23 protein-coding genes are annotated in these 25,974 nt (G+C 71.9%); 14 read left to right on the forward strand and 9 right to left on the reverse strand.

All coding sequences use genetic code 11. The features are described 5' to 3' along the window. The first annotated feature begins 223 nt into the window (after positions 1-223). The 4 genes from ACH4NX_RS25690 to ACH4NX_RS25705 all read left to right on the forward strand — a co-directional run bounded on the left by ACH4NX_RS25690 (position 224) and on the right by ACH4NX_RS25705 (position 4,871). Positions 224-1,501, forward strand: a complete 1,278-nt coding sequence (locus ACH4NX_RS25690; RefSeq protein WP_351387092.1) for an aspartate kinase — start codon at positions 224-226, stop codon at positions 1,499-1,501. Then, positions 1,501-2,577, forward strand: coding sequence for an aspartate-semialdehyde dehydrogenase (locus ACH4NX_RS25695; protein ID WP_351387091.1), 1,077 nt, complete (start codon positions 1,501-1,503; stop codon positions 2,575-2,577). Before ACH4NX_RS25690 ends, ACH4NX_RS25695 begins: the two co-directional genes overlap by 1 nt. Positions 2,578-3,039: 462 nt before the next feature. Next, positions 3,040-3,612, forward strand: coding sequence for a SigE family RNA polymerase sigma factor (locus tag ACH4NX_RS25700; protein ID WP_351387724.1), 573 nt, complete (start codon positions 3,040-3,042; stop codon positions 3,610-3,612). After that, entirely contained in the window at positions 3,609-4,871 is a 1,263-nt protein-coding gene (locus ACH4NX_RS25705) for a hypothetical protein (RefSeq protein WP_398153367.1), read from the forward strand. The genes ACH4NX_RS25700 and ACH4NX_RS25705 overlap by 4 nt, the downstream gene beginning before the upstream one ends. A 13-nt stretch (positions 4,872-4,884) precedes the next feature. On the opposite strand, the gene ACH4NX_RS25710 is transcribed toward ACH4NX_RS25705, so the two are convergent. After that, positions 4,885-5,706: an SURF1 family protein gene (locus ACH4NX_RS25710; RefSeq protein WP_351387088.1), complete on the reverse strand. Its 822-nt coding sequence runs from the start codon at positions 5,704-5,706 to the stop codon at positions 4,885-4,887. A 142-nt stretch (positions 5,707-5,848) separates the two neighbouring features. Between ACH4NX_RS25710 and ACH4NX_RS25715 the strand changes: the two genes are divergently transcribed. Continuing rightward, on the forward strand, positions 5,849-7,699 hold the full coding sequence (locus ACH4NX_RS25715; RefSeq protein WP_351387087.1) for a prolyl oligopeptidase family serine peptidase: 1,851 nt from the start codon (positions 5,849-5,851) through the stop codon (positions 7,697-7,699). A 32-nt stretch (positions 7,700-7,731) separates the two neighbouring features. Here the strand turns inward: ACH4NX_RS25715 and ACH4NX_RS25720 are convergent, their stop codons facing one another. Next, positions 7,732-9,630: an NAD-binding protein gene (locus ACH4NX_RS25720; RefSeq protein ID WP_398128786.1), complete on the reverse strand. Its 1,899-nt coding sequence runs from the start codon at positions 9,628-9,630 to the stop codon at positions 7,732-7,734. A 244-nt stretch (positions 9,631-9,874) separates the two neighbouring features. Between ACH4NX_RS25720 and ACH4NX_RS25725 the strand changes: the two genes are divergently transcribed. Beyond that, entirely contained in the window at positions 9,875-10,384 is a 510-nt protein-coding gene (locus ACH4NX_RS25725; RefSeq protein WP_351387084.1) for a hypothetical protein, read from the forward strand. Positions 10,385-10,471: 87 nt separating this feature from the next. Continuing rightward, entirely contained in the window at positions 10,472-12,070 is a 1,599-nt protein-coding gene (locus ACH4NX_RS25730; RefSeq protein WP_398128683.1) for a flotillin family protein, read from the forward strand. Positions 12,071-12,109: 39 nt separating this feature from the next. On the opposite strand, the gene ACH4NX_RS25735 is transcribed toward ACH4NX_RS25730, so the two are convergent. From ACH4NX_RS25735 to ACH4NX_RS25750, 4 genes are all read right to left on the reverse strand, one after another. Then, complete coding sequence (locus ACH4NX_RS25735) at positions 12,110-13,156, reverse strand: PucR family transcriptional regulator (RefSeq protein ID WP_398128785.1); 1,047 nt, start codon at positions 13,154-13,156, stop codon at positions 12,110-12,112. A gap of 266 nt (positions 13,157-13,422) precedes the next feature. After that, entirely contained in the window at positions 13,423-13,725 is a 303-nt protein-coding gene (locus ACH4NX_RS25740; RefSeq protein ID WP_351387080.1) for a zinc-ribbon domain-containing protein, read from the reverse strand. 102 nt (positions 13,726-13,827) lie between these two features. Further along, on the reverse strand, positions 13,828-14,052 hold the full coding sequence (locus ACH4NX_RS25745; RefSeq protein WP_398128682.1) for a helix-turn-helix domain-containing protein: 225 nt from the start codon (positions 14,050-14,052) through the stop codon (positions 13,828-13,830). Further along, entirely contained in the window at positions 14,052-14,549 is a 498-nt protein-coding gene (locus tag ACH4NX_RS25750; protein ID WP_351387076.1) for a DUF2975 domain-containing protein, read from the reverse strand. The genes ACH4NX_RS25745 and ACH4NX_RS25750 overlap by 1 nt, the downstream gene beginning before the upstream one ends. Before the next feature lie 312 nt (positions 14,550-14,861). On the opposite strand from ACH4NX_RS25750, the gene ACH4NX_RS25755 reads away from it, so the two are divergent. From ACH4NX_RS25755 to ACH4NX_RS25765, 3 genes are all read left to right on the forward strand, one after another. Next, on the forward strand, positions 14,862-15,161 hold the full coding sequence (locus ACH4NX_RS25755) for a DUF3040 domain-containing protein (RefSeq protein WP_398128681.1): 300 nt from the start codon (positions 14,862-14,864) through the stop codon (positions 15,159-15,161). Between the two features lie 36 nt (positions 15,162-15,197). After that, a complete protein-coding gene (locus tag ACH4NX_RS25760; protein ID WP_398128680.1) occupies positions 15,198-16,727 on the forward strand; it encodes a potassium/proton antiporter in 1,530 nt (509 codons plus the stop codon). 687 nt (positions 16,728-17,414) lie between these two features. After that, positions 17,415-18,638 (forward strand): cation:proton antiporter, encoded by a 1,224-nt coding sequence (locus ACH4NX_RS25765; RefSeq protein ID WP_351387069.1) that lies wholly within the window; start codon positions 17,415-17,417, stop codon positions 18,636-18,638. Positions 18,639-18,827: 189 nt separating this feature from the next. Here ACH4NX_RS25765 and ACH4NX_RS25770 read toward each other — a convergent pair whose 3' ends face one another. Continuing rightward, positions 18,828-19,313: a TrkA C-terminal domain-containing protein gene (locus tag ACH4NX_RS25770; protein WP_351387066.1), complete on the reverse strand. Its 486-nt coding sequence runs from the start codon at positions 19,311-19,313 to the stop codon at positions 18,828-18,830. Positions 19,314-19,540: 227 nt separating this feature from the next. On the opposite strand from ACH4NX_RS25770, the gene ACH4NX_RS25775 reads away from it, so the two are divergent. Then, on the forward strand, positions 19,541-20,329 hold the full coding sequence (locus tag ACH4NX_RS25775) for an MBL fold metallo-hydrolase (protein ID WP_398128679.1): 789 nt from the start codon (positions 19,541-19,543) through the stop codon (positions 20,327-20,329). A gap of 111 nt (positions 20,330-20,440) precedes the next feature. On the opposite strand, the gene ACH4NX_RS25780 is transcribed toward ACH4NX_RS25775, so the two are convergent. After that, positions 20,441-21,025, reverse strand: coding sequence for an XRE family transcriptional regulator (locus tag ACH4NX_RS25780; RefSeq protein WP_351387063.1), 585 nt, complete (start codon positions 21,023-21,025; stop codon positions 20,441-20,443). A gap of 415 nt (positions 21,026-21,440) precedes the next feature. Here ACH4NX_RS25780 and ACH4NX_RS25785 point away from each other — a divergent pair, with 415 nt between their 5' ends. The 3 genes from ACH4NX_RS25785 (at position 21,441) to ACH4NX_RS25795 (ending at position 23,468) form a co-directional block, all read left to right on the forward strand. Further along, positions 21,441-22,088, forward strand: a complete 648-nt coding sequence (locus tag ACH4NX_RS25785) for an FMN-binding negative transcriptional regulator (protein WP_351387060.1) — start codon at positions 21,441-21,443, stop codon at positions 22,086-22,088. A gap of 47 nt (positions 22,089-22,135) precedes the next feature. Beyond that, a complete protein-coding gene (locus ACH4NX_RS25790; protein ID WP_351387058.1) occupies positions 22,136-22,843 on the forward strand; it encodes a phenylalanine--tRNA ligase beta subunit-related protein in 708 nt (235 codons plus the stop codon). Between the two features lie 82 nt (positions 22,844-22,925). After that, positions 22,926-23,468 (forward strand): MOSC domain-containing protein, encoded by a 543-nt coding sequence (locus ACH4NX_RS25795; RefSeq protein ID WP_351387056.1) that lies wholly within the window; start codon positions 22,926-22,928, stop codon positions 23,466-23,468. Positions 23,469-24,948: 1,480 nt separating this feature from the next. Here ACH4NX_RS25795 and ACH4NX_RS25800 read toward each other — a convergent pair. Then, the coding region (locus tag ACH4NX_RS25800) for an IS1380 family transposase (protein ID WP_351401588.1) at positions 24,949-25,974 on the reverse strand (1,026 nt) is incomplete at its 5' end.

Below are 25,974 nucleotides of genomic sequence, written 5' to 3' on the forward strand. Positions count from 1 at the left end.
CCTGTTCCGGGAGCCGGCGGACTGAGCCGTTCCGCTTGTGAACGTGTGACACACGGCACTTTCCCGAGTGACCCGCGTCCTCCTGGGCATGAGCCTGCCTGGACGAGCCAGGAAGTCTCACCATGCGATACCGCAGGGGGGAAATCCGGACGCTCGGTAAAATGAGCCGACCGCAGTACATATACGTACGTGCGGAAAGAGACGGATTGAGCGAGGAGCGCACGTGGGCCTTGTCGTGCAGAAGTACGGAGGCTCCTCCGTAGCCGATGCCGAAGGCATCAAGCGCGTCGCCAAGCGGATCGTGGAAGCGAAGAAGAACGGCAACCAGGTGGTCGCCGTTGTTTCCGCGATGGGCGACACGACGGACGAGCTGATCGATCTCGCCGAGCAGGTATCCCCGATCCCTGCCGGGCGTGAACTCGACATGCTGCTGACCGCCGGAGAGCGTATCTCCATGGCGCTGCTGGCCATGGCGATCAAAAACCTGGGTCACGAGGCCCAGTCGTTCACCGGCAGCCAGGCCGGAGTCATCACCGACTCGGTCCACAACAAGGCGCGCATCATCGACGTGACGCCGGGCCGCATCAAGACCTCGGTGGACGAGGGCAACGTCGCCATCGTGGCCGGCTTCCAGGGCGTCAGCCAGGACAGCAAGGACATCACCACGCTGGGGCGCGGCGGGTCCGACACCACGGCCGTCGCTCTCGCCGCCGCGCTCGACGCGGACGTCTGTGAGATCTACACCGACGTCGACGGCGTGTTCACCGCCGACCCGCGCGTGGTGAAGAAGGCGAAGAAGATCGACTGGATCTCCTTCGAGGACATGCTGGAACTCGCGGCCTCCGGTTCCAAGGTGCTCCTCCACCGCTGTGTGGAGTACGCCCGCCGGTACAACATCCCGATCCACGTCCGGTCCAGCTTCAGCGGACTGCAGGGCACCTGGGTCAGCAGCGAGCCGATCAAGCAAGGGGAAAAGCACGTGGAGCAGGCCATGATCTCCGGTGTCGCGCACGACACCTCCGAGGCCAAGGTCACCGTCGTCGGTGTGCCGGACAAGCCGGGCGAGGCGGCCGCGATCTTCCGGGCGATCGCCGACGCCCAGGTCAACATCGACATGGTCGTGCAGAACGTGTCCGCGGCCTCCACGGGCCTGACGGACATCTCCTTCACCCTGCCGAAGAGCGAGGGCCGCAAGGCCATCGACGCGCTGGAGAAGAACCGCGCGGGCATCGGCTTCGACTCGCTGCGCTACGACGACCAGATCGGCAAGATCTCGCTGGTCGGCGCGGGCATGAAGAGCAACCCGGGCGTCACCGCCGACTTCTTCACCGCGCTCTCCGAGTCCGGGGTGAACATCGAGCTGATCTCGACCTCCGAGATCCGTATCTCGGTCGTCACCCGCAAGGACGACGTGAACGAGGCCGTCCGCGCCGTGCACACCGCCTTCGGGCTGGACTCCGACAGCGACGAGGCCGTCGTCTACGGGGGCACCGGGCGCTGATGTCCGACATCCAAGGCGCCGGACGCTCCGGGCGGCCGACCCTGGCCGTCGTGGGAGCGACCGGCGCCGTCGGTTCCGTCATGCTCCAGATCCTGTCCCAGCACGCGGACGTCTGGGGCGACATCCGCCTGATCGCCTCGCCTCGCTCGGCCGGCCGCAAGCTGGCCGTGCGAGGGGAGGAGGTCGAGGTGGTGGCGCTGACCGAGGAGGTCTTCGACGGGGTCGACGTCGCCATGTTCGACGTACCCGACGAGGTGTCCGCCCAGTGGGCGCCGGTCGCCGCCGCCAAGGGTGTGGTGGTGGTCGACAACTCCGGCGCGTTCCGGATGGACCCGGACGTGCCGCTGGTCGTGCCCGAGGTCAATCCGCACGCGGTGCGGATGCGGCCGCGCGGGATCGTGTCCAACCCCAACTGCACGACGCTGTCCATGATCGTGGCGCTGGGCGCGCTGCACGCCGAGTTCGGGCTGCGCGAACTGGTCGTCTCGTCGTACCAGGCGGTGAGCGGGGCCGGACGGGACGGCGTGGAGACGCTGCGCCGGCAGCTGTCGCTGGTGGCCGGGACCGAGCTGGGGAACAGCCCCGGTGACGTGCGACGGGCCGTCGGCGACGACACCGGGCCGTTCCCGGAGCCGGTCGCGCTGAACGTCGTACCGTGGGCCGGGTCGTTGAGGGAGGACGGCTGGTCGTCGGAGGAGATGAAGGTGCGGGACGAGTCCCGCAAGATCCTCGGGCTGCCGAAGCTTCCGGTCGCCGTGACGTGCGTACGGGTGCCGGTGGTCACCACGCACTCCCTGACCGTGCACGCCCGCTTCGAGGGTGAGGTCACCGTCGACAAGGCCCGGGAGATCCTGGCCACGGCGCCCGGCGTGGTGCTCTTCGACAACCCGGCCGCGGGGGAGTTCCCCACCCCCGCCGACGTGGTGGGCACCGACCCGACCTGGGTGGGCCGGGTGCGGCGGGCCCTGGACGACCCGACGGCGCTCGAACTCTTCGTCTGCGGGGACAACCTGCGCAAGGGAGCCGCGCTGAACACCGCGCAGATCGCGGAGCTGGTGGCGGCCGAGTTCGGCTGAGCACGCCGGCCGTCGCGGGTCCGTTTGTAGGATTCGTGAACGAGATGTGATCCGGAAGTTGGTCCGGACTACTTGTACCCGGCACCTGTGGCATCAGAGGATTTGCTCCCCGCCCTCCGCAACCGTGCGAAGGGCGGGGAGCGTCTTTGCGGTCACCCATTCGGGCGCGGGGGCGCGTGGTCGGCGCGGGGACGCCGAGGGCGGGCGTGGGGACGCTCGTTCACATGGGACATAGGGGAAGAGCGGGACGATGAGGGCCTATGGCGCACCGTCAGTCGGATGGTTGTCCGACAGACGCGGGAACGTGACGCCCGGCACGTACAACCCTCACGGGGGTGGGCGTGTCCAACTGGCGTGGCAGAGGTACTCGATTTCACCGCTTCGACGCGTGGCCCCGCTGTGCGGCCGCCCGTCCGGTCCGTCCGGCCCGTCCGTCCCCGTGTGGCCGGTCCGGCCGGTGGCATGCCGGTGATCGCGCCCATGCCCGCTGCGCGGCCGGCCCGCATACCGAACCAGCGCGATGACGCGGAGGACGCGGCGGCGGGTACCACCGTCGACCACCTCACCGAGACGTACCGGAAGCACTACCGGTCGCTGCTCGGACTCGCCGCTCTCCTCCTCGACGACACCGCCTCCTGCGAGGACGTCGTCCAGGAGGCCTTCATCCGCGTCCACTCGGCGCGCAAACGCGTCCGTGACCCGGAGAAGACCCTGGCGTACCTGCGTCAGACCGTCGTCAACCTCTCGCGCTCGGCGCTGCGCCGCCGCATCCTCGGCCTCAAGCTGCTCTCCAAGCCCATGCCGGACATGGCGAGCGCGGAGGAGGGCGCCTACGACCTGCTGGAGCGCGACTCCCTGATCAAGGCGATGAAGGGACTGCAGCGCCGTCAGCGCGAGGTGCTCGTCCTGCGCTACTTCGCCGACATGACGGAGGCGCAGGTCGCCGAGACGCTCGGCATATCCCTGGGTTCGGTCAAGGCGTACGGGTCGCGGGGCATCGCGGCGCTCAGGGTTGCCATGGAGGCACCGGCATGAGCGACGGCAACGACGCGTGGCGCGCCGCCCGCGACGAGCCCGCCCCCCGGGAGGGGGACGCGCCGGCCGGACCCGCCGAGCCACCGGCCGGGTCGACCCGAGCCGCCGGGCCGCCGGCCGGGCGGACCGGGCAAGAACCGTCGACATACACGCACGCTGGGAACGGAACTGTGAACAACGGCCCCGCCGAACAGGGCCCCGGTACTCAGGGGCCTGACGGGCTGAACACGCCCGACGGGCTCGGCTCCGACGAGCTGGCCCTGCGCAGGATGCTGCACCAGGCCGTCCGGGACGTGGAGCCGAGCGACGGCACCCTGGACCACCTGCGCCGCGCGGTTCCCGCCCGACGGGCCCGCAAGCGCCAGGCCGTCGTCGGTATGGCCGCCGCCGCGCTCTTCATCGGCACGGCGGTCCCGGCTCTCGTGCACGTCTCGAACGCCACCGGTCCGGGCGCCGACCCGTCCGTCGCGGGCCACGCCTCGCAGGCCCAGGGCGGCACCTCCCAGGGCAAGGACCCGGCCGGCGGCCAGAGCGGCATCGCCGGCTCCGCGGGAACGGCCGAGGGCAAGGAGAAGTCCGGCCCCGAGGAGACGCCCGAGGACAAGGAGAGCGGTGCCGTGACGGGCTCGACGCCCGGCGCCGACCCCTCGGCCAGCGCCGCCGCCGACATCCCCGCGTGTACGGCGAAGCAGCTCGGCCCGGCCCTGGCGAGCAGCGCCGACCCCGACTCCACGGGTGTGGTCTACGGCTCCTTCCGCGTCACCAACGTGTCCTCCGACGGCTGTACCGTCGTCGGTCCCGGCAGTGTGGTCGCCACCCCGCAGGGCGCGGCGGACGCCACCCGGATCGGCACGGCACGGCACGCGGCCGGGGACGCCGCCGTCGGACTGCCCGACCCGTCCCTGGAGGCCGCGTCACTGACCCTGGCGGCGGGCTCCGCGTACGAGGTGCAGTTCGCCTGGGTGCCCTCGGAGACCTGCCCCACCACCGGCGGCAAGCCGGGGGGCGGCACCGACGGGCCCTCGCCCGACCCCTCGCCCACCGACGACACGGCCGCCACGGGCGGCACGGGCGGCACCTCCCCGGGCGCCGCCGACGCCGGCACCACGACCCAGTTGGTCACCGAGGACGGCCCGGCCGACGGGAGCGTGTCGGTGACGTACACCCCGCAGGGCGGCTCCGGCTCGGCGACGGCCACGGTGTCCAACGCCTGCGCGGGGACCGTCTACTGGACGGGTGTGCTGGCGGGCGCGGAGTAGGACCGCCGGCGTCTCAGACGCCGGACGGGGCGGGGCGGGACTCCCGTTCGCTCTCCTGCCCGGCGTTCTCCTGGTCCTCCGGGGCCAGGCCCAGCTCCGCGTCACGGGCGAGTTCGACCTCGCGGCGCAGCAGCCGGAACCACATGAAGATCACGAAGCCGACGAAGGCGAACCACTCGGCGGTGTAGCCGAGGTTCTGGAACGCCTTCAGGTCCAGCCCGGTTCCCTGCGGCGCGCTCACGGGCACGGCCCGCATCCCGGAGTCGCCCTCGTTGAGCGTGACCCACGCGTCGTACACGTCGTACGGCACGAGGTTCAGCAGCGTCGCCGCGCTGATCGCGCCGGTCTGGCCCTGCGGCCATCCGGAACGGCCGCTGACGCCGTTGCTGCCGGGCGACTCGGCCGCCTGGAGCGCTCCGGTGACGGTGACCTGGCCGGCGGGCGGGGCCGGGGCCTTCGCCGGGTCGGGTTCGCCGGGCAGCCAGCCGCGTACGACGGGCAGTGCCTCACCGTCGTCGGTGCGCAGCAGCGTGAGGACGTAGTAGCCCTCCCGGTCGTCCAGCTTCCGCTCCGGGACGAGCAGCTGGTCCTCGTACCGGCCGCTCACGGTGGTCTGCTCGCCGACCGTCGCCTTGTCCACCGGCAGCATCTCCGCCAGTGGGCGGGCCGCCTCCTGGCTCGCCGAATTCCGCTCGGTGGTCGTGGTCTCGTGGTCCTGGACCCGGTCCTCGAACCGGCCGAGCTGCCACGAACCCATGAAGATGCAGAAGGGGATGGCCAGGACGACGAAGACGTTGATCCCCCACCATCGGGGCGTCAGCAGAAACCGGTACACGCCCTCCACGGTACGGGGCGTGGCCGCGCGTCCTGTCCGCGGGGCTGTGGAAAAGCGCCCGGCTCGGCGGCGGCGGGGAAAGTTTTCCACAGGCTGGGGATCTGATCTGCGCGTTGTCGCCGGGTCGGGGCAGTATGGGGCCATGACTGAGAGCAACGGGTCCGTGTCGTCGGACCAGCGGCGGGGACAGGGCAGCACCGTGGACGGCCGGCGGGGCGGGGAGATGCCCGACTGGGAGAAGCGGTTCCGGGCCCCGCGGGTGTCGCTGCCCGACTGGGCCGAGGACGCACCGGACCGCTCCCTGTTCGTGTCGAACGCGACGGGGACGTACGAGCTGTACGCCTGGGACCGGTCGACCGGCGAGCAGCGCCAGGTCACGGACCGGCCCAACGGCACGACGGACGGCGTGCTGTCGCCGGACGGCGACTGGATCTGGTGGTTCGACGACAAGGACGGCGACGAGTTCGGCGTCTGGCGCCGCCAGCCCTTCGCGGGCGGCGAGGACGAGCTCGCGGTGCCCGGCCTCGACCCCTCCTACCCGGCGGGTCTCGCTCTCGGCCGGGACGGGCGCACGGCGGTGGTCGGCCGTTCGACCGACGAGGACGGTACGACGATCCACCTGTCGTACGCGGGCGGGCCCCCGGCGGAGATCTACCGGCACCGCGAGTCCGCGGGCGTCGGCGACCTCTCGCACGACGGCACGCTGATCGCCATCGAGCACACCGAGCACGGCGACGCCATGCACTCGGCGCTGCGCGTGCTGCGCCCCGACGGTTCGACGGTCGCCGAGCTGGACGACACGAAGGGCGGTGAGGAGGAGCTGGGCCTGGAGGTGCTGGGCTTCGCGCCGGTCGACGGGGACACCCGCCTGCTCATCGGCCACCAGCGCCGGGGCCGCTGGGAGCCCCTGGTGTGGGACGTGGCGACCGGCGAGCAGACCGACCTGGCCCTGGAGCTGCCCGGTGACGTCAGCGCCGAGTGGTACCCGGACGGCGGCGGCCTGCTGATCGTGCACGGCTTCGAGGCCCGCAGCGAGCTGTTCCGCTACGACTTCGCCGAGCGCGAGCTGGTGGAGATCGAGACCCCGGCCGGCACGGTCTCCGGTGCGACGGCCCGCCCGGACGGCAGCGTGGAGTACCTGTGGTCGTCGGCCGCCGAGCCGTCGGCGGTCCGCTCGACGACCGGCCGGGTCGTCCTGGATCCGCCCGGCATGAAGTCGCCGGGCTCGGTCCCGGTGGAGGACGTGTGGGTGGAGGGTCCCGGCGGCCGCATCCACGCCCTGGTCCAGAAGCCGGCCGGCACGACCGGCCCGCTCCCGACGGTCTTCGACATCCACGGCGGCCCGACCTGGCACGACAGTGACGCCTTCGCCGCCGGCCCCGCGGCCTGGGTCGACCACGGCTACGCGGTGGTCCGCGTCAACTACCGCGGCTCCACCGGATACGGGCGCGCCTGGACCGACGCCCTGAAGCACCGGGTGGGTCTCATCGAGCTGGAGGACATCGAGGCGGTGCGCGAGTGGGCGGTCACCTCCGGCCTCGCCGACCCCGACCGGCTGATCCTCACCGGCGGTTCCTGGGGCGGTTACCTCACCCTCCTCGGCATCGGCACCCGGCCCGAGGCGTGGACGCTGGGCATCGCCGCCGTCCCCGTCGCCGACTACGTCACCGCGTACCACGACGAGATGGAGGGGCTGAAGGCCCTCGACCGCACCCTGCTCGGCGGCACCCCCGAAGAGGTCCCCGACCGCTTCGAGGCCTCCTCGCCGCTGACCTACGTCGACCGGGTCAAGGCCCCGGTCTACATCTCCGCCGGCGTCAACGACCCGCGCTGCCCGATCCGCCAGGTCGAGAACTACGTCAAGCGCCTGGAGTCGAGGAACGCGGTGCACGAGGTGTACCGGTACGACGCGGGCCACGGGTCACTGGTGGTGGACGAACGGATCAAGCAGGTCAGCCTGGAACTGGACTTCGCGGCCAGGCACCTGCCGTAGAGCAAGGGGATGCCGTAGGGGCGGCGGCGCCCCTACGGATCCGTCCGCCGCCGCGCCCGCCGCCCGAGCAGCTCCGCCAGTCCCCGCCGGGTGGCAGCCAGCACCACCCGGTCCTCGCCCCGCAGGACGTACGTCTCGGGCAGCTCCCACACCAGCCCCCGCTCTCCCGTCCCACGCTCACCGGAGACCTCCAGCGCCAGCACCCGCCACGCCCCCGCCCGGAACGCCTCGCCGACCGTCTTCCCCTCCAGCTGCGGATGTCCGGCCACCTCCACCGCCGCGAACAGCAGCACCCGACGCTCGACGGGGATCGCCCCGAGGATCTGGCGGCCCATCATCGCCCCGGCGAACGCGGGCGCGGACAGATGGGTCACGCTGCGGCTCCGGGTGAGCGCGTCCGGGTGCGCGGCGCGCAGGGTGCGGTACACGGCGGTCGCGAAGTCGTCGTCGTACAGGCGCAGCACGACCCGCAGTCCGGACCGTACGGAGCGGGCGTAGAGCACGGCCTCCAGGTTGGTGGTGTCCACACTGGTCAGGGCGAGCAGGGAGTGCGCCCGGTGGATCTTGGCGGCCTCCAGGACGCCCTCCTGGGTGACGTCGCCGAGTACCACCGGAACCCGCAGCCGCCGTGCGGTCGCCATGCCGCGGGCCTCGGGGTCGGCCTCGACGCACACCACGGGGATGTCCATCTCCCGCAGCCGGGTCAGCACCCGGGTGCCGATCTTGCCGAGACCGAGCAGTACGACGTGTCCGCCGAGTCCGCGCGGCGGCTTGCGCACCGTCGAGGCGCTGCGGAAGGTGCCGAGGGCTTCGAGCACGGCGGCCAGCAGCACCGGCAGCAACAGCAGCCCGACGAAGCCGGAGAGCAGCTGGAGGATCTGACGGCCGGTGTCGTCGTTGTGGGCGGGCTCGTTGATGGAGAACAGGTCGAGCAGCGTCACGTAGATGGCGTGCAGCGGATGGTCGTCGGTGACCACCATCAGCGCCACCGCGAGCGCGACCACGCAGGCCCCCAGCCCTGCCAGCGACCACCGCAGCCGCCGCGAGAACAGCTCGCCGAACGGTGGCACACCGGCACGCGCGGTGGGCAGTGGAGGGCCGGAGTACGACACGTGCTCCAGGGCGACGGTGCCGCGTCCGGTGGCCGCCTCCACCGCGGCCGCGTCGGGCAGCAGTTGTGGTCCCTGGTCGCCGCTCCCCTCCGAACCGTCCGCGCCGGCCGGGTCGTTGCTCGTCGCGGAGAGCAGCGCGAGAGTGCACAGCCCGGGGTCGGCGACCTCACCGGGGCGGGGCGGCTGCCGTTCCACGGCGCGCAGCAGCAGCCCGTCCGTCTCGACGACCTTGCTGGTGCCGACCAGTGCGGTCGCGGCCAGCGCGGGTGCGGCCGTGTCGGCGTCGGACAGCACGGTCGTGGAGGTTCCGGCACCGTCGAGCCCCGAGTCCCGCGCGTCGCCGGTCGCCAGCGCGGCGCTCTGGTCGAGGAGTTCCTCGATGTGCTGGCCGAGCCGCCGGTTGTACAGGCGCAGGACCAGGCGCAGCCGGGGGTTGAGGCGGCGCGCGGTCAGGGCGGCGCGGATGTTGGTCTCGTCGTCGTCGTACACGAGGGCCAGTGCGGCGGCCCGCTCCACGCCGGCCTCCGCGAGCACGTCGTCGGTCGGCTCGGCGGCCTCCAGTTCGCGGACGGCGCCGTTCGGCTCGCCGGTGCCCGGGGTGGCGTCGCCGGAGCCGCTGTTGCCGCCGTTGCCCGAGCGGTTGACGGCGGCGCTGACCATGTCCAGCAGCGCCGCCGAGGCCGCGCGGGCGCGTCCGACCACCGGTTGCGGCACCTGGCGCCCGGAGGGCGGGACGACGAGGGTGACCTGTTCGCGGTAGACGCCGCGCAGCTCGGCGGCCAGCCGGTGCGCCAGCCCGTCGTCGCCGCACACCACCATGTGCGCGTCACCGTCACCCTGCGGAACCTGGTGCGGAACGCTCCCCGTTCGAGTCCCCATTTGTAAGAGGACAGTACCGGCGCCGGGTGCGGTTCCGGGAGCGACCGAGGAGTTGAGGGGGAGGAGAAGAGCGGCATTAAAGACGCGTAAAGATTGCCGGAACACGGCAGTGACGCGGTCACGGACCGCATGTGACTATTCGTTTCACCGAAGCTCAGCGACGGGCGAGAGGGGGACGGCACGCATGGCCTGGTTCATCGGGCTTGGCATCACGGGGGTCGTGCTGCTCGCCCTGTCGCTGGTCTTCGACGGACTGCTGGAAGGCGCGTTCGACGGAGTGCTGGACGGCGTCCTGGAGGGGTGGCTGTCGCTGCCGGTCGTCGCCGGGTTCACGGCGATGACCGGCTTCGGTGGGGCCATCGTCCTCGGTGCCGGCTGGACGGGCCCCGCGGGCGCCGCCGGGGCCGGCGCGGTCGCCGGAGTGGGGGCCGGCTGGCTGACGTACCGCTTCAGCCGTGCGCTGATGCGCGACCAGACCGCTGTCACGCCCAGTACGGACGACCTGCTCGGTACGTCCGGCAAGGTCGTGACCGCGATCCCCGCGGACGGTTTCGGCGAGGTGCTGCTCCGGCTCGCCGGGCAGCCGCTGAAGTGCGCGGCGCGCAGTGCGGGGCCGGTGGCGCGGGGCGCCGAGGTGTGGGTCGAGGCGGTCCCGACCGGTACGTCGGTCGTGGTGCGCCCGGTGGACCGCTGAGCGGGCTTTCGCCCTCTCCCCCTCTCCCCCTCTCCCTTCTCTTTCTTGTTCTGTGTGTTCCGTGTTCTGTGATTCGGGGGCGTTGTCATGAGTCCTGTCGTCATCGCGGTGCTGGGAGTCGTCGTACTCCTGGTGCTGCTCGCGCTGGTGGTGGTCAGCCGCTACAAGGTGGCCGGGCCGAGCGAGGCGTTCATCATCACGGGACGGCGCGGCAAGAAGTCGACCGATCCGGAGACGGGCCGGGTGTTCACCGACAACAGCGGCCAGAAGGTCGTGGTCGGTGGCGGTGTCTTCGTCGTGCCGTTCGTGCAGCAGAGGTTCACCCTGGACCTCTCCTCGCGGCACATCCCGGTCGCCGTGCGCGGCGCGGTGACGCTGCGCGGGGTCAAGGCCAACCTGGAAGGTGTCGCGATCGTCAAGGTCGGCGGCACGGAGGACGCGATCCGCGCCGCCGCGCAGCGGTTCCTGATGCAGCAGGACGGCATCGTCGGCTTCACCCAGGAGGTGCTGTCCGGCGCGCTGCGCGCGATCGTCGGCCGGATGTCCGTGGAGGACGTCATCCGGGACCGGGCCGCGTTCGCCGGGCAGGTCGCCGAGGAGGCGGAGGCGAGCCTGTCCGGGCAGGGCCTGGTACTGGACGCCTTCCAGATCCAGGACATCACCACGGAGGGTTCCTACCTGGAGGACCTCGGCCGTCCCGAGGCGGCGCGGGCCCGGCAGGAGGCCGACATCGCCGAGGCGGTGGCCCGGCGGGCCGCCGAGCAGGCGCGGCTGAAGGCCGAGGAGGAGATCGCGGTCGCGCAGCGGACCCTCTACCTGAAGCAGGCCGAGATCAAGGCCGAGACCGACCAGGCGTCGGCCCGCGCCAACGCCTCCGGTCCCCTGGCACAGGCGGCCCGGGAGCAGGAGATCCTCACCGAGCAGGAGAAGGTCGCCGAGCGGCAGGCCGCGCTGAAGGACCGCCAGCTCGACACCGAGGTGCGCAAGCCCGCCGACGCCAAGCGGTACGCGGCCGAGCAGGAGTCGGAGGCCCGCCGGGTGGCGCGGGTGAAGCAGGCGGAGGCCGAGCGCTCGGCCGAGATCGCCGCCGCCCAGGCCGAGGCCGAGCGGGCCCGGCTCACCGGTGAGGGCGAGAAGCAGCGGCGTGGCGCGCTGGCCGAGGCGGAGGCCATCGAGGGCCTCAAGCAGGGTGAGGCCGAGCGTTCCCGGCGTGCGGCGATCGCCGAGGCGGTACGGCTGGAGGGCGACGCGGAGGCCGCGGCGATCGCCGCCAAGGGCTCGGCCGAGGCCGGGGCGATGCGGGAGAAGGCAGACGCCTTCGGGAAGTACGGCGAGGCGGCCGTGCTCCAGATGCTGGTCGAGGTGCTGCCGCAGGTGGTGGCCAAGGCGGCCGAGCCGCTCGCGGCCGTGGACAAGATGACGGTCATCTCGACGGACGGCGCGAGCCGGCTGTCGCGCACGGTCGCCGACAACGTGGCGCAGGGCATGGAACTGCTGGGCTCCACCACGGGCGTCGACCTGCCGGCCCTGCTGAAGAACATCACCGGCCAGGCCGCGAAGGCGGCGGACGGGCCGGGCCAGGCGGGCCAGGAAAGTCAGCAGGGTCAGCCGGGTCAGCAGGGGCGAGCAGGTCAGCCGGACGGAGCGGACCCGCAGTTCAACGGCAAGGTGGAGATCACGGGCTGATCCACCGGTCCGTGCACCCGCCGCCTCGGGCCGGCCCGCTCAGACTTCCTGGGCGGGCCAGCCCAGCAGCCGAGCCCCGATGACCGCGGTCTGCAGGGTGTAGCGGTGCACGGGGTCGGCGGGGTTGGCCCCGGTCAGTTGATGGATGCGGTCCAGCCGGTAGGTGAGGGCCCGCACACTGAGCGCGAGGCGCCGGGCGGCCTCGGCCGCGGTGCAGCCGGCGTCGAAGTACGTCTCCAGGGTCCGCAGCAGCGGTTCGGCTCCGCCGCGGGCCCCGCGCAGCGGACCCAGCACGCTGACCACGAGGTCGGCCATGGCCTGCCGGTCGCGGGTGAGCACCGGGTAGACGAGCAGGTCGGCGGCGCGCAGCACGGGCTCGTCGAGTTCCAGCCGCTCGGCGAGTTCGAGGGTGCTCAACGCCTCCTCGTAGCTGTGCACCACGCCGCCCGCGCCGTTCTGGGGGCGCCCGATGGCCACCCGGCTGCCGTCCGTGGCGGCGTACGCCTGCTTGGCGAAGAAGGAGAGGACGTCGTCCTGGTCGCCGGGCGCGATGCAGATCAGCTGCCCGTTCTTGGTGGTGATCAGGATGCGCCGGTCGCCGAAGCGGGAGATGAGCGCGGACTCCACGAGCCGGGTGACCTGGGCGGTGTCGTCGTAGGCCTCGGGTCCCTCGGCCACCGCGACGGCGTGGGCGCGGGAGAGGACGAGTCCGAAGCGCTCGGCCCGTTCGGCGAGCCGGCCCAGGTCGCTGCGCCCGTAGAGCAGGTCGTCGATGAACTCCCGCCGCGCGGCCTCCTCCTGTCGTACGGCGAGACGCTGGGCGCGTTCGTATCCCTCGGCGAAGGCGTCGACGGCCTGGGCGACGGCGGCCAGCACACTGTCCGCGACGCCGGTGCCGGAGGCCGTCGCACCGCCGCCGGGCCAGGACGCGCGTGTGGCGTCCAGGTGCAGCCGTACGAGACTGCGCAGACTGTGGCCCGCTTCCGCGGCCTGCTCGCCGAAGAGCCGCCGGCTCTCCAGCTCGTCACGGTTCAGCCGGCGCCCGGTGCCGGCGGCCTGCGCGAGGATCTCGGCGTACCCGGTCAGGTACGTCTCCTGCTCGTCCGCCCGCCGGTCGTCCGCCCGCCGGTCGTCCGTCCGCCGGTCGTCCGCCTGCCGCTGTTCCGCCTGCCGCTGTTCCGTCTGCTGGTCCGTCACGCCGCGCCTCCCCCTGCCGTTCACGCCCGGTGCGCGGTGTCCGGCAACGTGAGGGTAGTCAAGGCTGCCGGAAACCGGCAACGCGCGAAGGCCTGGTCAGCGGCTGTCCTCCGCCGCTTCTGCCGGCCCCGGCGCCGACGCCTCGGGGCCGGGTGTCACGGCCGCTGGTACGGCTGCTGCTGCGACGTCCCGTACGCCTGACCGCCGAGGCCGCCCTGCCCGCTCACGGCCTGCGTCTGGAGCTGTCCGGCCTGTTCCTTGCTCACCTGCTGCTCGGCGCCGCAGAAGGTGCACTGCGTCATGTACTTCGTGGAGAACGGGAACAGCGGCACGAAGAACAGCGTGAACTTCGATACGCGCTTCCTGAGCGTGTGCGCGGAGGGGTTGCCGCACTGGCCGCACACCAGCGTCAGTATCGCGAGCTGGTAGAGGTATCCCTTGGTGCCGAAGATGATCACGAGGCGGTCCTTCCCGGGTCGGTCCCCCGCGGGCACGCAGGGCACGCAGATCTTCTCCCAGATTGCGCCCGGGCGGGCCCGGGAGGCCACCCGCGACCGATGTCAGTTTTCGGCGTGCGCGCCCCCGGCCTCCCAGCGCAGCAGATCCCCCGGCTGGCACTCGAGTACGTCGCAGAGCGCGGCGAGCGTCGTGAAGCGCACCGCCTTGGCGCGGCCGTTCTTGAGCACCGCCAGGTTGGCGGGGGTGATGCCGACACGGTCCGCGAGCTCGCCCACGGACATCTTGCGCTTCGCCAGCATCACGTCGATGTCGACGACGATCGGCATCAGATCACCTCCGCCAGCTCGGCCCGCATCCCCGCCGCCTCGATGTCGCGCGCGACGGCCTGCGCGAGCAGCATCCGCAGGACGAGCACGACCAGCGCGACACCCAGGACCGCCACGACGACCCCGCCCAGCAGGAGGACGATGCCGGGCGCGACGGCCTCGCCCGGCGCCAGGACGACCGCGAGCGCGAACACCAGGAGCGCGGCGGCGACGAAGGCACCGATCACGACATGGACGTACCGGAAGGCGCCGTGGGAGAACACGGTGCCCCGGCGCACCATCGTCACCAGCCGCCAGACGCAGACCAGCACCACCTCGGCCGCCGCCGCGCCCAGGACGACGATCAGGAACACCGGCGTGCGTACGTCCGCGAGGGCGGCGTCGGGATCGCCTGTCCCGGCCGCCAGCAGCCACACCAGCACCGTCTGAACGAACACCGCCCCGGCGAGCAGCACCCCGACCACACCGCGCAGCGCGAGCACTGTCAGCTGTCCCATCGCCCCTCCTTCAATCGAAACACGATGGAAATCTATCGATGAACGATAGGTGAGGCAAGAGATACAGGTCTCGTCCGGTCACATGTGGGCTCCGTACCGGATAGCGCGCGCCCCTCGGTCAAGGAGAGGCTGGAGCCGACCCGCCCACCCTTCCCCCTGTCCCGGACGCTCCGGGGCGGGTCGGCCACGTATGCGCGGCTGCGCCACTTCGTCCTGGTGTGATCGTGACGTTCCCACCTCGCAAGGAGAGCAGATGGCCCGCCCGACCGACCGCGTCGCCTGCCCAGGGCCCCGCGCCGGGAGGAGGACACCATGCCCGGACCCGACGACCAGCGGCTCAGTGAGATCGAGTCCCGCCTGCACCGCGACGACCCCCGGTTCTCCCACGCCCTCGACACCGGCCGTCCCCGCAGCCCCCGCGAGTACCGCCAACGCGGGGCCTGGCTGCTGTTCGCCACCGCCCTGGCGGTGCTGGGCACGGGCATCGCCCTGGCCCACGGGCTGCTCATCGCCACCGGTCTGGTCCTGGCGGGCGTGGCCGGGGAACTCCTCGACCCGCACCGACGCACGCGCGCGAACCGGCACTCCCCGCCCCGCTCCTGGCCCCGCTGACCGCGGGCCGGCCCCGGACGACTCGGGGCCCGGTCGATGACCCTGCCCGAGCTGTACCTGACCCTGCTGATCGGCGGCACGGTGCTGCTGGCCAGCATCGCCGCCGCCCGCGCCGCCCACCGCGTCGGCCTGCCCAGCCTGCTGCTGTTCCTCGCGGTCGGCGTCGTCGCCGGCGAGGACGGGCTGGGCCTGAACTTCGACGACGCCCAACTGGCCCAGGCGCTCGGCACCGCCGCCCTGGCGGTCATCCTCGTCGAGGGCGGCCTCACCACCCAGTGGGGTGACGTCAAGCGCCTGCTCGCCCCCGCCGGTGTGCTCGCCACCGCGGGCGTGGCCGTCTCCGTCGCGGTCACCGCGGCCGGCGCCCACTGGCTGCTGGGCATGGACTGGCACCTGGCTCTGCTGCTCGGCGCCATCGTCTCCTCGACCGACGCCGCCGCGGTCTTCGCCGTACTGCGCTCGCTGCCGCTGCCGCAGAAGGTGACGGGGCTGCTGGAGGCCGAGTCCGGGTTCAACGACGCCCCCACCATCATCCTGGTCCTGATCTTCGCCACCACCACCGCCGGCGACCTGCCCGGCCCCGCCCCGGTCGTCGGCGACCTGCTCTACCAGCTGGTGATCGGCGGCACCCTCGGTGTGCTGATCGGCCGCCTGGGCGCCGCCGCCCTGCGGCACATCGCCCTGCCCGCCACCGGCCTGTACCCGCTCGCCACGGTCGGCTTCGGCATCGTCGCGTTCGCCGCGGCCGGCGCCGTGAACGCCAGCGGCATCATCGCCGCCTACCTGTCCGGTCTCGTACTCGGCAACGCCAAACTGCCGCACCGAGCCGCCACCCGCTCCTTCGCCGAAGGTGCCGGCTGGCTGGCCCAGATCGGCCTGTTCGTCATGCTCGGCCTGCTCGTCGACCCCAGCGAACTGCCCTCCGCGATCCTCCCGGCACTCCTCGTCGGCCTGGTCCTGCTCCTGGTCGCCCGCCCCGTCTCCGTCCTGCTCTGCCTCCTCCCCTTCCGCATCCCCTGGCGCGAGCAGGCGTTCATCTCCTGGGCGGGCCTGCGCGGCGCGGTCCCCATCGTGCTCGCCACCTTCCCGATCGTCGAAGGGGTCACGGGCGCCGGCGACGTCCTGAACATCGTCTTCGTCCTCGTCGTCCTGTTCACCCTCGTCCAGGGCCCCACCCTGCCCGCCGCCGCCCGGCTCCTGGGCCTGACCCGCTCCGACGCGCTGCGCGAGATCCAGGTCGAGACCGCCCCCCTCGACGTCCTGGACGCCGACCTGCTCACCGTGACCATCCCACCGGGCTCCCGCCTGCACGGCGTCGCCGTCTTCGAGCTGAGGCTGCCGCACCCGACCGTCGTCACGCTGATCGTCCGGGGCGACACGACCCTGGTGCCCGACCGCGACACGGTGCTGCATGCCGGGGACGAGCTCCTGCTCATCACCACGCCGGAGGTCCGGGAGGCCACGGAGCGCCGCCTGCGCGCCATCGGCCGACGCGGCAAGATGGCCCGCTGGCTGGGCGAACACGGCGCCCCCGAGTCGGCGCCCGCCGCGCCGCGTGAGCCGTGAATCACCGAAGTCCGCACGTTCCGTTGATTCACGTATGGGAGGGAAAGCGCCACTGTGCGTAATAGGTCGTGCGGTAAACTTCTTTACCGAGCCGTGACGCTCCCTTGAGCGGTTGGGTGCTCATTTTGCGCAGCTCATTCACGGCATTCGATACGAGGTACGAGGGGGGACGCGCCATGAACCGAGCCGTCCCGGCCCGCAGGACCGTACGGATCGACAACACCGCTCGTGACAGCGTGCCAGACGCGAGCGGTGCCGCTGCCGGGGCCCGACCTTCCGGGGCCTGACCTTCCGGTGCCTTCCGGTGCCTTCCGGCCTTTTCCACGGCTCGAAGCACTCGCCGACCGTCCCCGGCTGAGCCCCGCCTGCCGACCACATGCCGTTCAACGGCCCCGGCCGACCTGCCCAGCCGAACCGTCCGCCGGAACCGTCCGGTCGGCCCCGGTCTCGCGCAGCAGCAGCAGGCCACGCACGCCGAACACGCCGCACGACCTCACGCCCCACCCCGCCGCACCCGCGCACCACGCCACCCCCGCACCACCCCACCCCATCCGCGCACCACGCCACCTTCGGCTGCCCCGCCGTGCCTCGGAGGGCTCACGCCCGCTCACCGGCCGCCCTCCACCGCCGCTCGCCGCCGAGAAGGCACAGACGCCGTCGCCGAATCGAACCGGAGGACAGACGCCCGTGCACAACACGACTGCCATGCTCATCGAGCTGGGAGCGATCATCCTCGCCCTGGGGCTGCTCGGCCGCCTCGCCGGCCGGGTGGGCTTCTCGCCCATCCCCCTCTACCTGCTGGCCGGGCTCGCCTTCGGCCACGGAGGCATCCTGCCGCTGCAGGCCAGCGAGGAGTTCATCGCCACCGGCGCCGAGATCGGCGTCATCCTGCTGCTGCTCCTGCTCGGTCTGGAGTACAGCGCCTCGGAACTCGTCACCAACCTCAAGACCCAGTACCCCTCCGGCGCGGTCGACCTCGTCCTCAACGCGGTACCCGGCGCCGTGGCGGCACTGATCCTGGGCTGGGGTCCGGTGGCCGCCGTGGCGCTGGCCGGCGTCACCTGGATCTCCTCCTCCGGGGTGATCGCCAAGGTCCTCGGAGACCTGGGCCGGCTCGGCAACAGGGAGACGCCCGTCGTCCTCGGCGTCCTCGTCATCGAAGACCTCGCCATGGCCGTCTACCTGCCGATCCTGACCGCCCTGCTGGCCGGCGTCAGTCTGGCCGGAGGCACCGTCACCCTGCTGATCTCCCTGGGCACCGTCGGCGCCGTCCTCTACGTCGCGCTCCGCCACGGGCGGCTGATCAGCCGCGCGGTCTCCTCGGACAACGCCGAGATGCTCCTGCTGGTCGTACTCGGCCTCACCCTCCTCGTCGCGGGCCTCGCGCAGGAACTCCAGGTCTCCGCGGCGGTCGGCGCCTTCCTGGTCGGCATCGCCCTGTCCGGCGAGGTCGCCGAGGGCGCCAGCAGCCTCCTCACCCCGCTGCGTGACCTGTTCGCCGCCGTCTTCTTCGTCTTCTTCGGCCTGTCCACCGACCCCGCCGACATCCCGCCCGTCCTTGTCCCCGCCCTCCTCCTCGCCGTCGTCACGGCACTCACGAAGGTCGCCACCGGCTGGTACGCCGCACGCCGCGCAGGCATCCAGGGCGGAGGCCGCTGGCGGGCGGGCGGCACCCTGGTGGCCCGCGGCGAGTTCTCCATCGTCATCGCCGGACTCGCCGTGGGCGTCGAGCCCCGCATCGGCCCGCTGGCCACCGCCTACGTCCTCATCCTCGTCATCGTCGGCCCGCTGACCACCCGCTTCACCGAGCCACTGGCCCGCCGCCTGACCCGCCGGGCCACCTCGCAGGCACCCGCCCCCGCCCCCGCCGACGCGGCGCCGACCGCGGAGTCCGAGCACGCCAACGCCTGAGCAGCGGCCCACCGCGGCAGGACGGTGACGAGACCATGACCGCACACGAAGCCCCGTGCACGACGTCCTGTGCACGGCGTCCTGTGCACGGCGCCCTGTGCGCGACGTCCCGTGCACGACGCCCCCGGCGGGCGCTTGGACGGTTGTGCCCGGAACCCGGCCGGCACCTCCGCCGACCCGCCGTGGCCCTCACTCCCGGCCGAGTACCTCCACGGCGGCATCGACGCCCTCACGCGTCCCGATCACGATCAGCGTGTCACCGCCGGCCAGCCGGAACTCCGGCCCCGGAGACGGGATCGCCTCGGCCCGCCGCAGTACGGCCACGATCGACACACCGGTATCCGTACGCATCCGGGTCTCTCCCAGCAGGTGCCCGCTCCAGTGGGACGTCCGCGACAGCACGACCCGTTCCGCGACCAGCCCCAACTCGGTCGTCGACAGAAGACTGGGACTGTGATGGGCCGGCATGAGCGCGTCGACGACCGCCGCCGCCTCGTCCGCGGTCAGCCGCACCGACATCGCACGGTCGTCCGGGTCGTCCTTGCGGTACGTGCTCAGTGTCCGGGCCCCGTCCGGTTCGGCCACCACCGACAGTCGGCGCCGCTCACGTGTGACCAGGTCGTAGCGCACCCCGATCCCCGGCAACGGCGTCCTGCTCGTACGCGCAGTACCCACGGCTGTCTCCCTGTCTTCCCTGCCCGCGCCAGGCTGTGTTCCGGCAACCCGGGACACCCTAGAGGGCCGGTGGCGCGTCCGCTCCCACGGGTTGGGAACGGCTGGACGCAAGGCCAGGACGCCCGCCGGACCGGCAGGACGACGTGGACGGAAGCGACCGCCCGGGGGCCGCCCGGACACTCGAACACCGAGAGGCCCTGAGGGCCATGCCCTTAGACTCCGCGCGCATGACAGACGATCTGCGATTCACGGTGCTCGGCAGCGCGAGCCCGTACCCCCAGGCCGGGAACCCGTGCTCGGGATACCTCGTCGAGGGCGCCGGAACCCGGCTGTGGCTGGACGCCGGCAGCGGCACGCTCGGGGCGCTGCGCGCACACGTACGCCTGGACCAGCTCGACGGCATCTGGGTCTCCCACCTGCACGCGGACCACTGCTCCGACCTGCTGACCGCGTACTACGGCCTCCTGTACGCCGACGTCCGACTCGCCGCACCCGTCCCCCTCCTCGGCCCACCGGGAATCGCGGACCGGCTCGCCGGCTTCCTCACCAACGGGCCGCGACGGAGCCCCGTGGAGGACGCCTTCCAGGTCGTCGAAGTGAGTGACCACCACCGCGCCCTGGTCGGCGGACTCGCGCTGACCAGCCGGGCGGTGGCGCACGGGATACCCGCGTTCGGGGTCCGTGTCGAGAGCGAGGACGGTGCCTCCCTCGCCTACTCCGGGGACACCGCCCCCTGCGAGGCGCTCACCGCGCTCGCCGACGACTGCACGGTGCTGCTGTGCGAGGCGGACTACGCGCACACGCCCCAGGCCGGCACGGAGGCCGTCCACCACACCCCGGAGCAGGCGGGCACGAGCGCGGCCGTCGCCGGTGCGCGGCGCCTGGTCGTCACCCACCTCGGCCCGTCCCTGGCCCCGGCGGAGGCCGTGACCCGGGCGGGCACGCGCTACGACGGCCCGGTGGAGTACGCCGCCCCCGGCCGCGCCTTCGGGGTGCCGGGCAAGCCCGGGGCTTGAACGGGACGGACCGTGTCCGACCGGGCCCCTCGCTCCGCGAGCCGGCAGGACCGCGCCGAGCAGCGCCCGGTCCAAGGGACGACATCGGAGCCACCGCCGTAAGCGGCGCGATCAGGCCGTGAGGGTGGGCCCGGGCGGCAGATGGACGGTCATGATCAAATGACAGGTCTCGTCACCCGCCCCGCGGTAGGAGTGGGGGAGGTCGCCGTCGAACGTGGCGGTCTGCCCGGCTTCGACGGGGTGCTCCGCGCCGTCGACCACCAGGACCACGCGCCCCGTGGTGACGCTGACGGTCTCCACGACACCGGCCTGGTGGGGGTGGCTGGGGTACTCCTCGCCCGGCTCCAGACGCCACCGCCACACCTCGACCGGGGCGGGGCCCGACGTCGTCAGCATGAGCCGGGCCTCACTGCCCCGCTCGCCCGCCCACAGGGGCATCACGGCGTCGGCCGAGACCACGCGTACGCGCCCCTCGGCCGGACCGTCCACCAGCGCGGAGACCGAAACGCCGAGCGTGTCGGCCAGCCTGACCAGAGTCGCGAAGTTCGGATTGCCCTGCGCCTTCTCCAGGCCGACCAGGGCGCCCTTGCTGACCTTGGCCCGCCGGCCGAGCTCGTCCAGGGACAGACCGGCGCGTGTGCGAGCCGAGCGGACGTTGTGCGCGAGCGTGCGCAGAGCCACCTCTGTCTCGGTCACCTGTCACCATCCCATCGGTCGGTCAGTGGAACGTGCGGTCAGTGGAACGTGCCACTCGGTCGTTCGGTTGACAGAGGGCGGTCGTTTCGTTGTACGCTCCAGTCGTTCTGCTGTAATCGTAAGGGATCGTCCCGTGACAGCTCCGCTGCCGGCCCCGGGCGGCTCGCCGGCCTGCGGATGCGCCGACTTCCTCGGCGGCCCGGCCGCTGCTCGCCGCGCACGACGATGACCTCACCGTCGTCACCGTGATCACTGCCCTGCCTGCCCAGGACCCGGCCGGGCGCGGTCCTGCCGCCCGCGGCGTGCACGCCGAGCGCGTCCAGAGCGGACAACGCGTCGGCCCGGGCGCGGCCGCGGCCGCCGTCGGCCCTCTTCGTCCTCGCCCGACCACCCCGCGTACTTCAAGGAGCCCCGCTTGTTCATCCAGCCCTGGGACGCGGCCCTGGACGAGGCCGAATGGCGGTCCTGGATCGCCGACGGTCACGACTTCGGGCTGCTCAGCGTCAACGGCCCGCCCGGCCACGCGCCCGTCACCGTGCCCACCCACTTCGTCCCGGACGGCAACGAACTGCTGATCCATCTGGCCCGGCCGAATCCGGTCTGGGAGCCGATCGAGCACGACCCGAACGTGACGTTCACAGTGATCGGCGACTACGCCTTCGTCCCCGGCCCCTGGCGTGCCAAGCCCGGCACACCTCCCACCGAAGGCGTGCCCACCAGCTACTACGCCGCCGTCCAGTTCGTCTGCCGGGCCCACATCGTCGACGATCCGGAAGCCAAGGCCGGGCTACTGCGCCGACAGATGGCCCACTTCCAGCCCGACGGCGACCACGCCCCCATCGAGGCCGATCAGGCGCCGTACGGGCGGATGCTGCCCGGGATCCGCGGTCTGAAGCTGGCGGTGACGGAGGTCCGGGCCAAGTTCAAGTACGACGACCACAAGCCCGTGGAGCACCGTGCCACCGTCGCCGACCGTCTTACCGACCGCAGACAGCCCCTCGACGAGCCCACGGCCCGCCAGCAGCGCCGCCGCCTGGCCCGCGTAGGCCCCTGGAAACCCTGACCCGGCCCCCCTGCCGACCCTCCACCACATCGGAACGGAGCCCTCCCATGACCGCCTTCCGCCTCGCCCCCGACGTCGCCCACGTCTTCCCCGACACGCTCATCGCCGTGGTCACCGCCGACGGACTGCGCGGCCACGAGCCCTGGCCCGGCAGTGCCGCCGCGCTCGACGGACTCGAGCAGCGACTGGCCGCCGGCGTCTGGGCCCCCGCCGACGAGAGCGACCCGCGGATCGAGGCGTGGCACACCGCCTACCGCGCCTTCGGCACCAACCCGCGCCGCGTTCGCCCCAGCGTCGACGCGCTCGGCCGCCGCATGGCCAAGAAGGGCAGCCTGCCGCGCATCAACCCGGCCGTCGACACCTACAACGCCGTCTCCGTCCACCACGGCCTGCCCGCAGGAGCCTTCGACCTCGACCACGTCACCGGCGCCGTGGACATCAAGTACGCGGACGGCACCGAGGAGTTCACCCCGCTCGGCGAGCCGGGCACCACCGAGAACCCCAAGCCCGGCGAGGTCGTCTACACCGACGCCACCGGCGTGCTGACCCGCCACTGGAACCACCGCGACGCCCACCGCACCCGCGTCACCGAAGACTCCACCCGCGTCGCCTTCGTCCTCGAAACCCTCCGGGCCACCCACGACGGCCACCTTCTCAAGACCGCCGCCGAGGAACTGACCGGCCTGTTGTCGCCGCACTCCGAGCAGACGCGCACGCACTACCTCAGCCCGCAACAACCGGAAGTCACTGTGTGAGCTCGTTGGCCACCCAAGGCGCCCGAGGAACCAGAGCCAGGCTCGTGGCCGAACACGGTCACCGACGAGGGGGTTGTGAGGCATGGGCGGAAGAGTGACGGCGGTCAGCAGCAACGGGGAGTACTCGTTCACCAAGCCGAACCGGGACAGCGTCAGACTGCTCGCCGGGCTCGGTGTGGAGGGGGACGTGCACGCCGGTGTGACGGTCAAGCACCGCTCGCGCGTCGCGCAGGACCCCAGCCAGCCGAACCTGCGCCAGGTCCACCTCATCCACGAAGAGCTCTTCGCCGAGGTCGCCGAAGAAGGCTTCGCAGTGGCACCCGGCGAACTCGGCGAGAACATCACCACGCGTGGCATCGACCTGCTCGGCCTTCCGGTCGGCACACTCCTGCGCATCGGCGACTCCGCGGTCCTGGAGGTCACCGGTCTCCGCAATCCCTGCCTGCAGATCGACAACTTCCAGGCCGGGCTCCTGAAGCGGGTCGTCGGCCGCGACGAGGCGGGGAACACCGTACGCAAGGCCGGAATCATGAGCGTCGTGAGGGAGGGCGGTGTGGTCCGCCCCGGCGACCCCGTCGAAACGGAACTCCCCAGCGGCCCGCACCGCCCCTTGGACCGGGTCTGACCAGCCCAGCTCGCCGATCACTCCGTGACCTGACGACGGCCACGCGGGTCCTTCAGGCGTGAAGCCCCAGCAGACCCGCACGACCCCGCACCAGGCCACCAAAGGGCTCCCGAAAAGACCCTCACAAACCACTCAGGGACCCGACCCGCTAAGCGGATCAGGTCCCTGACCTGGTGTTTCTCTGTCGGGGTGGCGGGATTTGAACCCACGACCTCTTCGTCCCGAATGAGGTTCGAACAAGATCGACACCTACGCATCCTGCTAAACGGGCAGGTCAGAGGCTTGGTCTGGGTTGGTGCGGCGGGGGCTCGGTTGGCCTCTGGGAGAAGACCATCTCCCAGATTTCTCCCAGCACCCGGTGCTGGGACGGTGGGTTGTCGGCGCGCTGCACCCGTGGGCCGACTTGCGATAGCAAGTTGCACGCTGGTCAGGGCGACTCGGGTGCCCTGCAGGGTGGCATGAAGGCGGCCAGGTGCGCGTCATGGACACTGACAACGAGTCACGTCGGAGAGGAGGCCGTCGGTGTCGGAGGCGAGCGAGCTGCGGACCAGTAGGTGAGTGACCGCGGGGGGAAGCGGACAGGGGCTCGCAGATACGGTCAGCACGGGCAGCTGGGTGCCGCCGGTCAGTTCGTCGACTGCAGATCGGTCGGAGCCGGAGACAGAACGGTGGGAACGTGCAGTCCTTCCGGACTGGCGGTGGTGTGGGCAGGGGCGAGTGGCATCAGAAGGCTAGGGCGAGGAGCTTGGTCTTCGCGGCGGTCCAGCGCTCGCGCGCCTCGCTGTCGCGGAGCGTGGTGCAGAGGCCAGCGAACAGGTCGTAGACCCGGCCCTCGGACAGGGCGAAGGAGTAGACAAAGGGCCAGGGTCATGGGCTGCGTGACCTGGCCTTTTCCGAGCCGCCTACGAGATTCGAACCCGAGACCTTCGCATTACGAGGGCTTGCAAGGTCGTGGCGGGTGGTGCTTGGCGGTGCCACCGAATCCTGTTCTCGCTGATCAGAGACCTGCAGCCTTGATCAGCATGACGCCCAATCCGCCGTGGTGCCGCCCAGTCCGCCCACGCAGCGCTCACGCTTCAAACCTACGTCCGCATACCAGCAAGCGGTCCGAACTGTCAGGGCGGATGCCGCGACCCAAGGAAATCGCAACATAGGAGTCACACTGCCGGGGCGAGTGCTCATTCTGGGGTCAGCGGTCCAGGTCTCACCCAGTGGTCGTACGGCGGCGGGGCGCAAGACACGGCCGAAGCAAGGACGGCCACGACGGATACCACGGCAAGAAACCCAGAGCGCCCGGTTCTGCTGACCCTGGTGCTAGCCTCGAAGTTTCGTGATGGGCCGCCGACGGAGTCGGTGGCCCGTTTTCGTGCCGTGAGCTGAGGGTGGGCAGGCCGAGGGCCCGAGCGTCGTCTCGGGGTGGCGCCGGGTTCCACTGCTCCGGGTGGTGAAGGGCTGTCGTAGGGACGGGTGGATGCGCTGGTCAGCCGGGGTTCGGCAGGAGTGCGAGCCGTTCGAGCGCGGCGGTGATGTGGCCGGTCCAGGGCCAGTGCCGGGCCAGGCGGAGGATGCGCCGTCGACCGGTGGTGACGAGTTGTCCGGCCGCAGTGAACAGGCGGAGCCGCAGGCGGCGGGGCTCCCAGAGCCTGGCCTTGCCGGTGAGCGCGAGCATGGGCATCCAGGCCAGCAGGTCGAGGGCGATCTGGACGATCTCGAGCCAGACCCTGTTCTGGGCTGTGGTGTGCAGGGGCAGGTTGCGCAGGCCGGTGGTCCGGGCGGCCCGGATGCGGTCCTCCGCCCGGGCCCGTAGCCGGTGACGGAGCTCGAGTTCGGCGATCGGCCGGCCGGCGGTGTTGGTCGCGAAGCAGGTGATCCGCATGCCGTCCGCGTCCGTGATCCTCAGCTGGGCGCCGGGGTGGGGCCGTTCCTTTCGGACGATCAGTCGCATGCCCTTGGGCCAGCCGTCCAGCAGCTTGCCGGTGAGCTCGGCGACCCAGGCCCCGTCGCGGACCTCACCATCGGTCTCGACGGCTGCCGTCCAGGCTGAGGCGGGGACCTTCAGCACGTGTTCGTGGATCACCTCGGTGACCGTCATGCCGACCGAGTAGGACAGCCATCGTCCTCGCCTGGCCAGCCAGGACACGAAGTCGTGGGTGCCGCCGGCGGAGTCCGTGCGGATCAGCGTCTGCCGCCCTCGCCGGTAGTGCTTGGGCAGTTGGGCCAGGGCCAGCTGGGCGGTGGTGATGTGGTCGGCGGCCGTGTTCGAGCCCGCGTTCCCCGGCCTGAGGAGGGCGGCGACCGGCTCGCCGGTTCCGCCCGGGCCGTGGTCGACGAAGGCCGTCAGCGGATGGTGGCCGTAGGTTCTCTTCCAGGTCGCGGCCGCGTCCTCCTTGTCGGAGTGCGCGATCACGAGGACGCCGTCAAGATCGACGACGACCTGACCTCCGGCGTCCGGGGCATCCTCACCGGCCAACGACCAGACGCGGCCACGCACTTCGGAGCGTGCGGA

This window comes from Streptomyces sp. NPDC017225 (assembly GCF_044331465.1).
Taxonomy (GTDB): Bacteria; Actinomycetota; Actinomycetes; order Streptomycetales; family Streptomycetaceae; genus Streptomyces.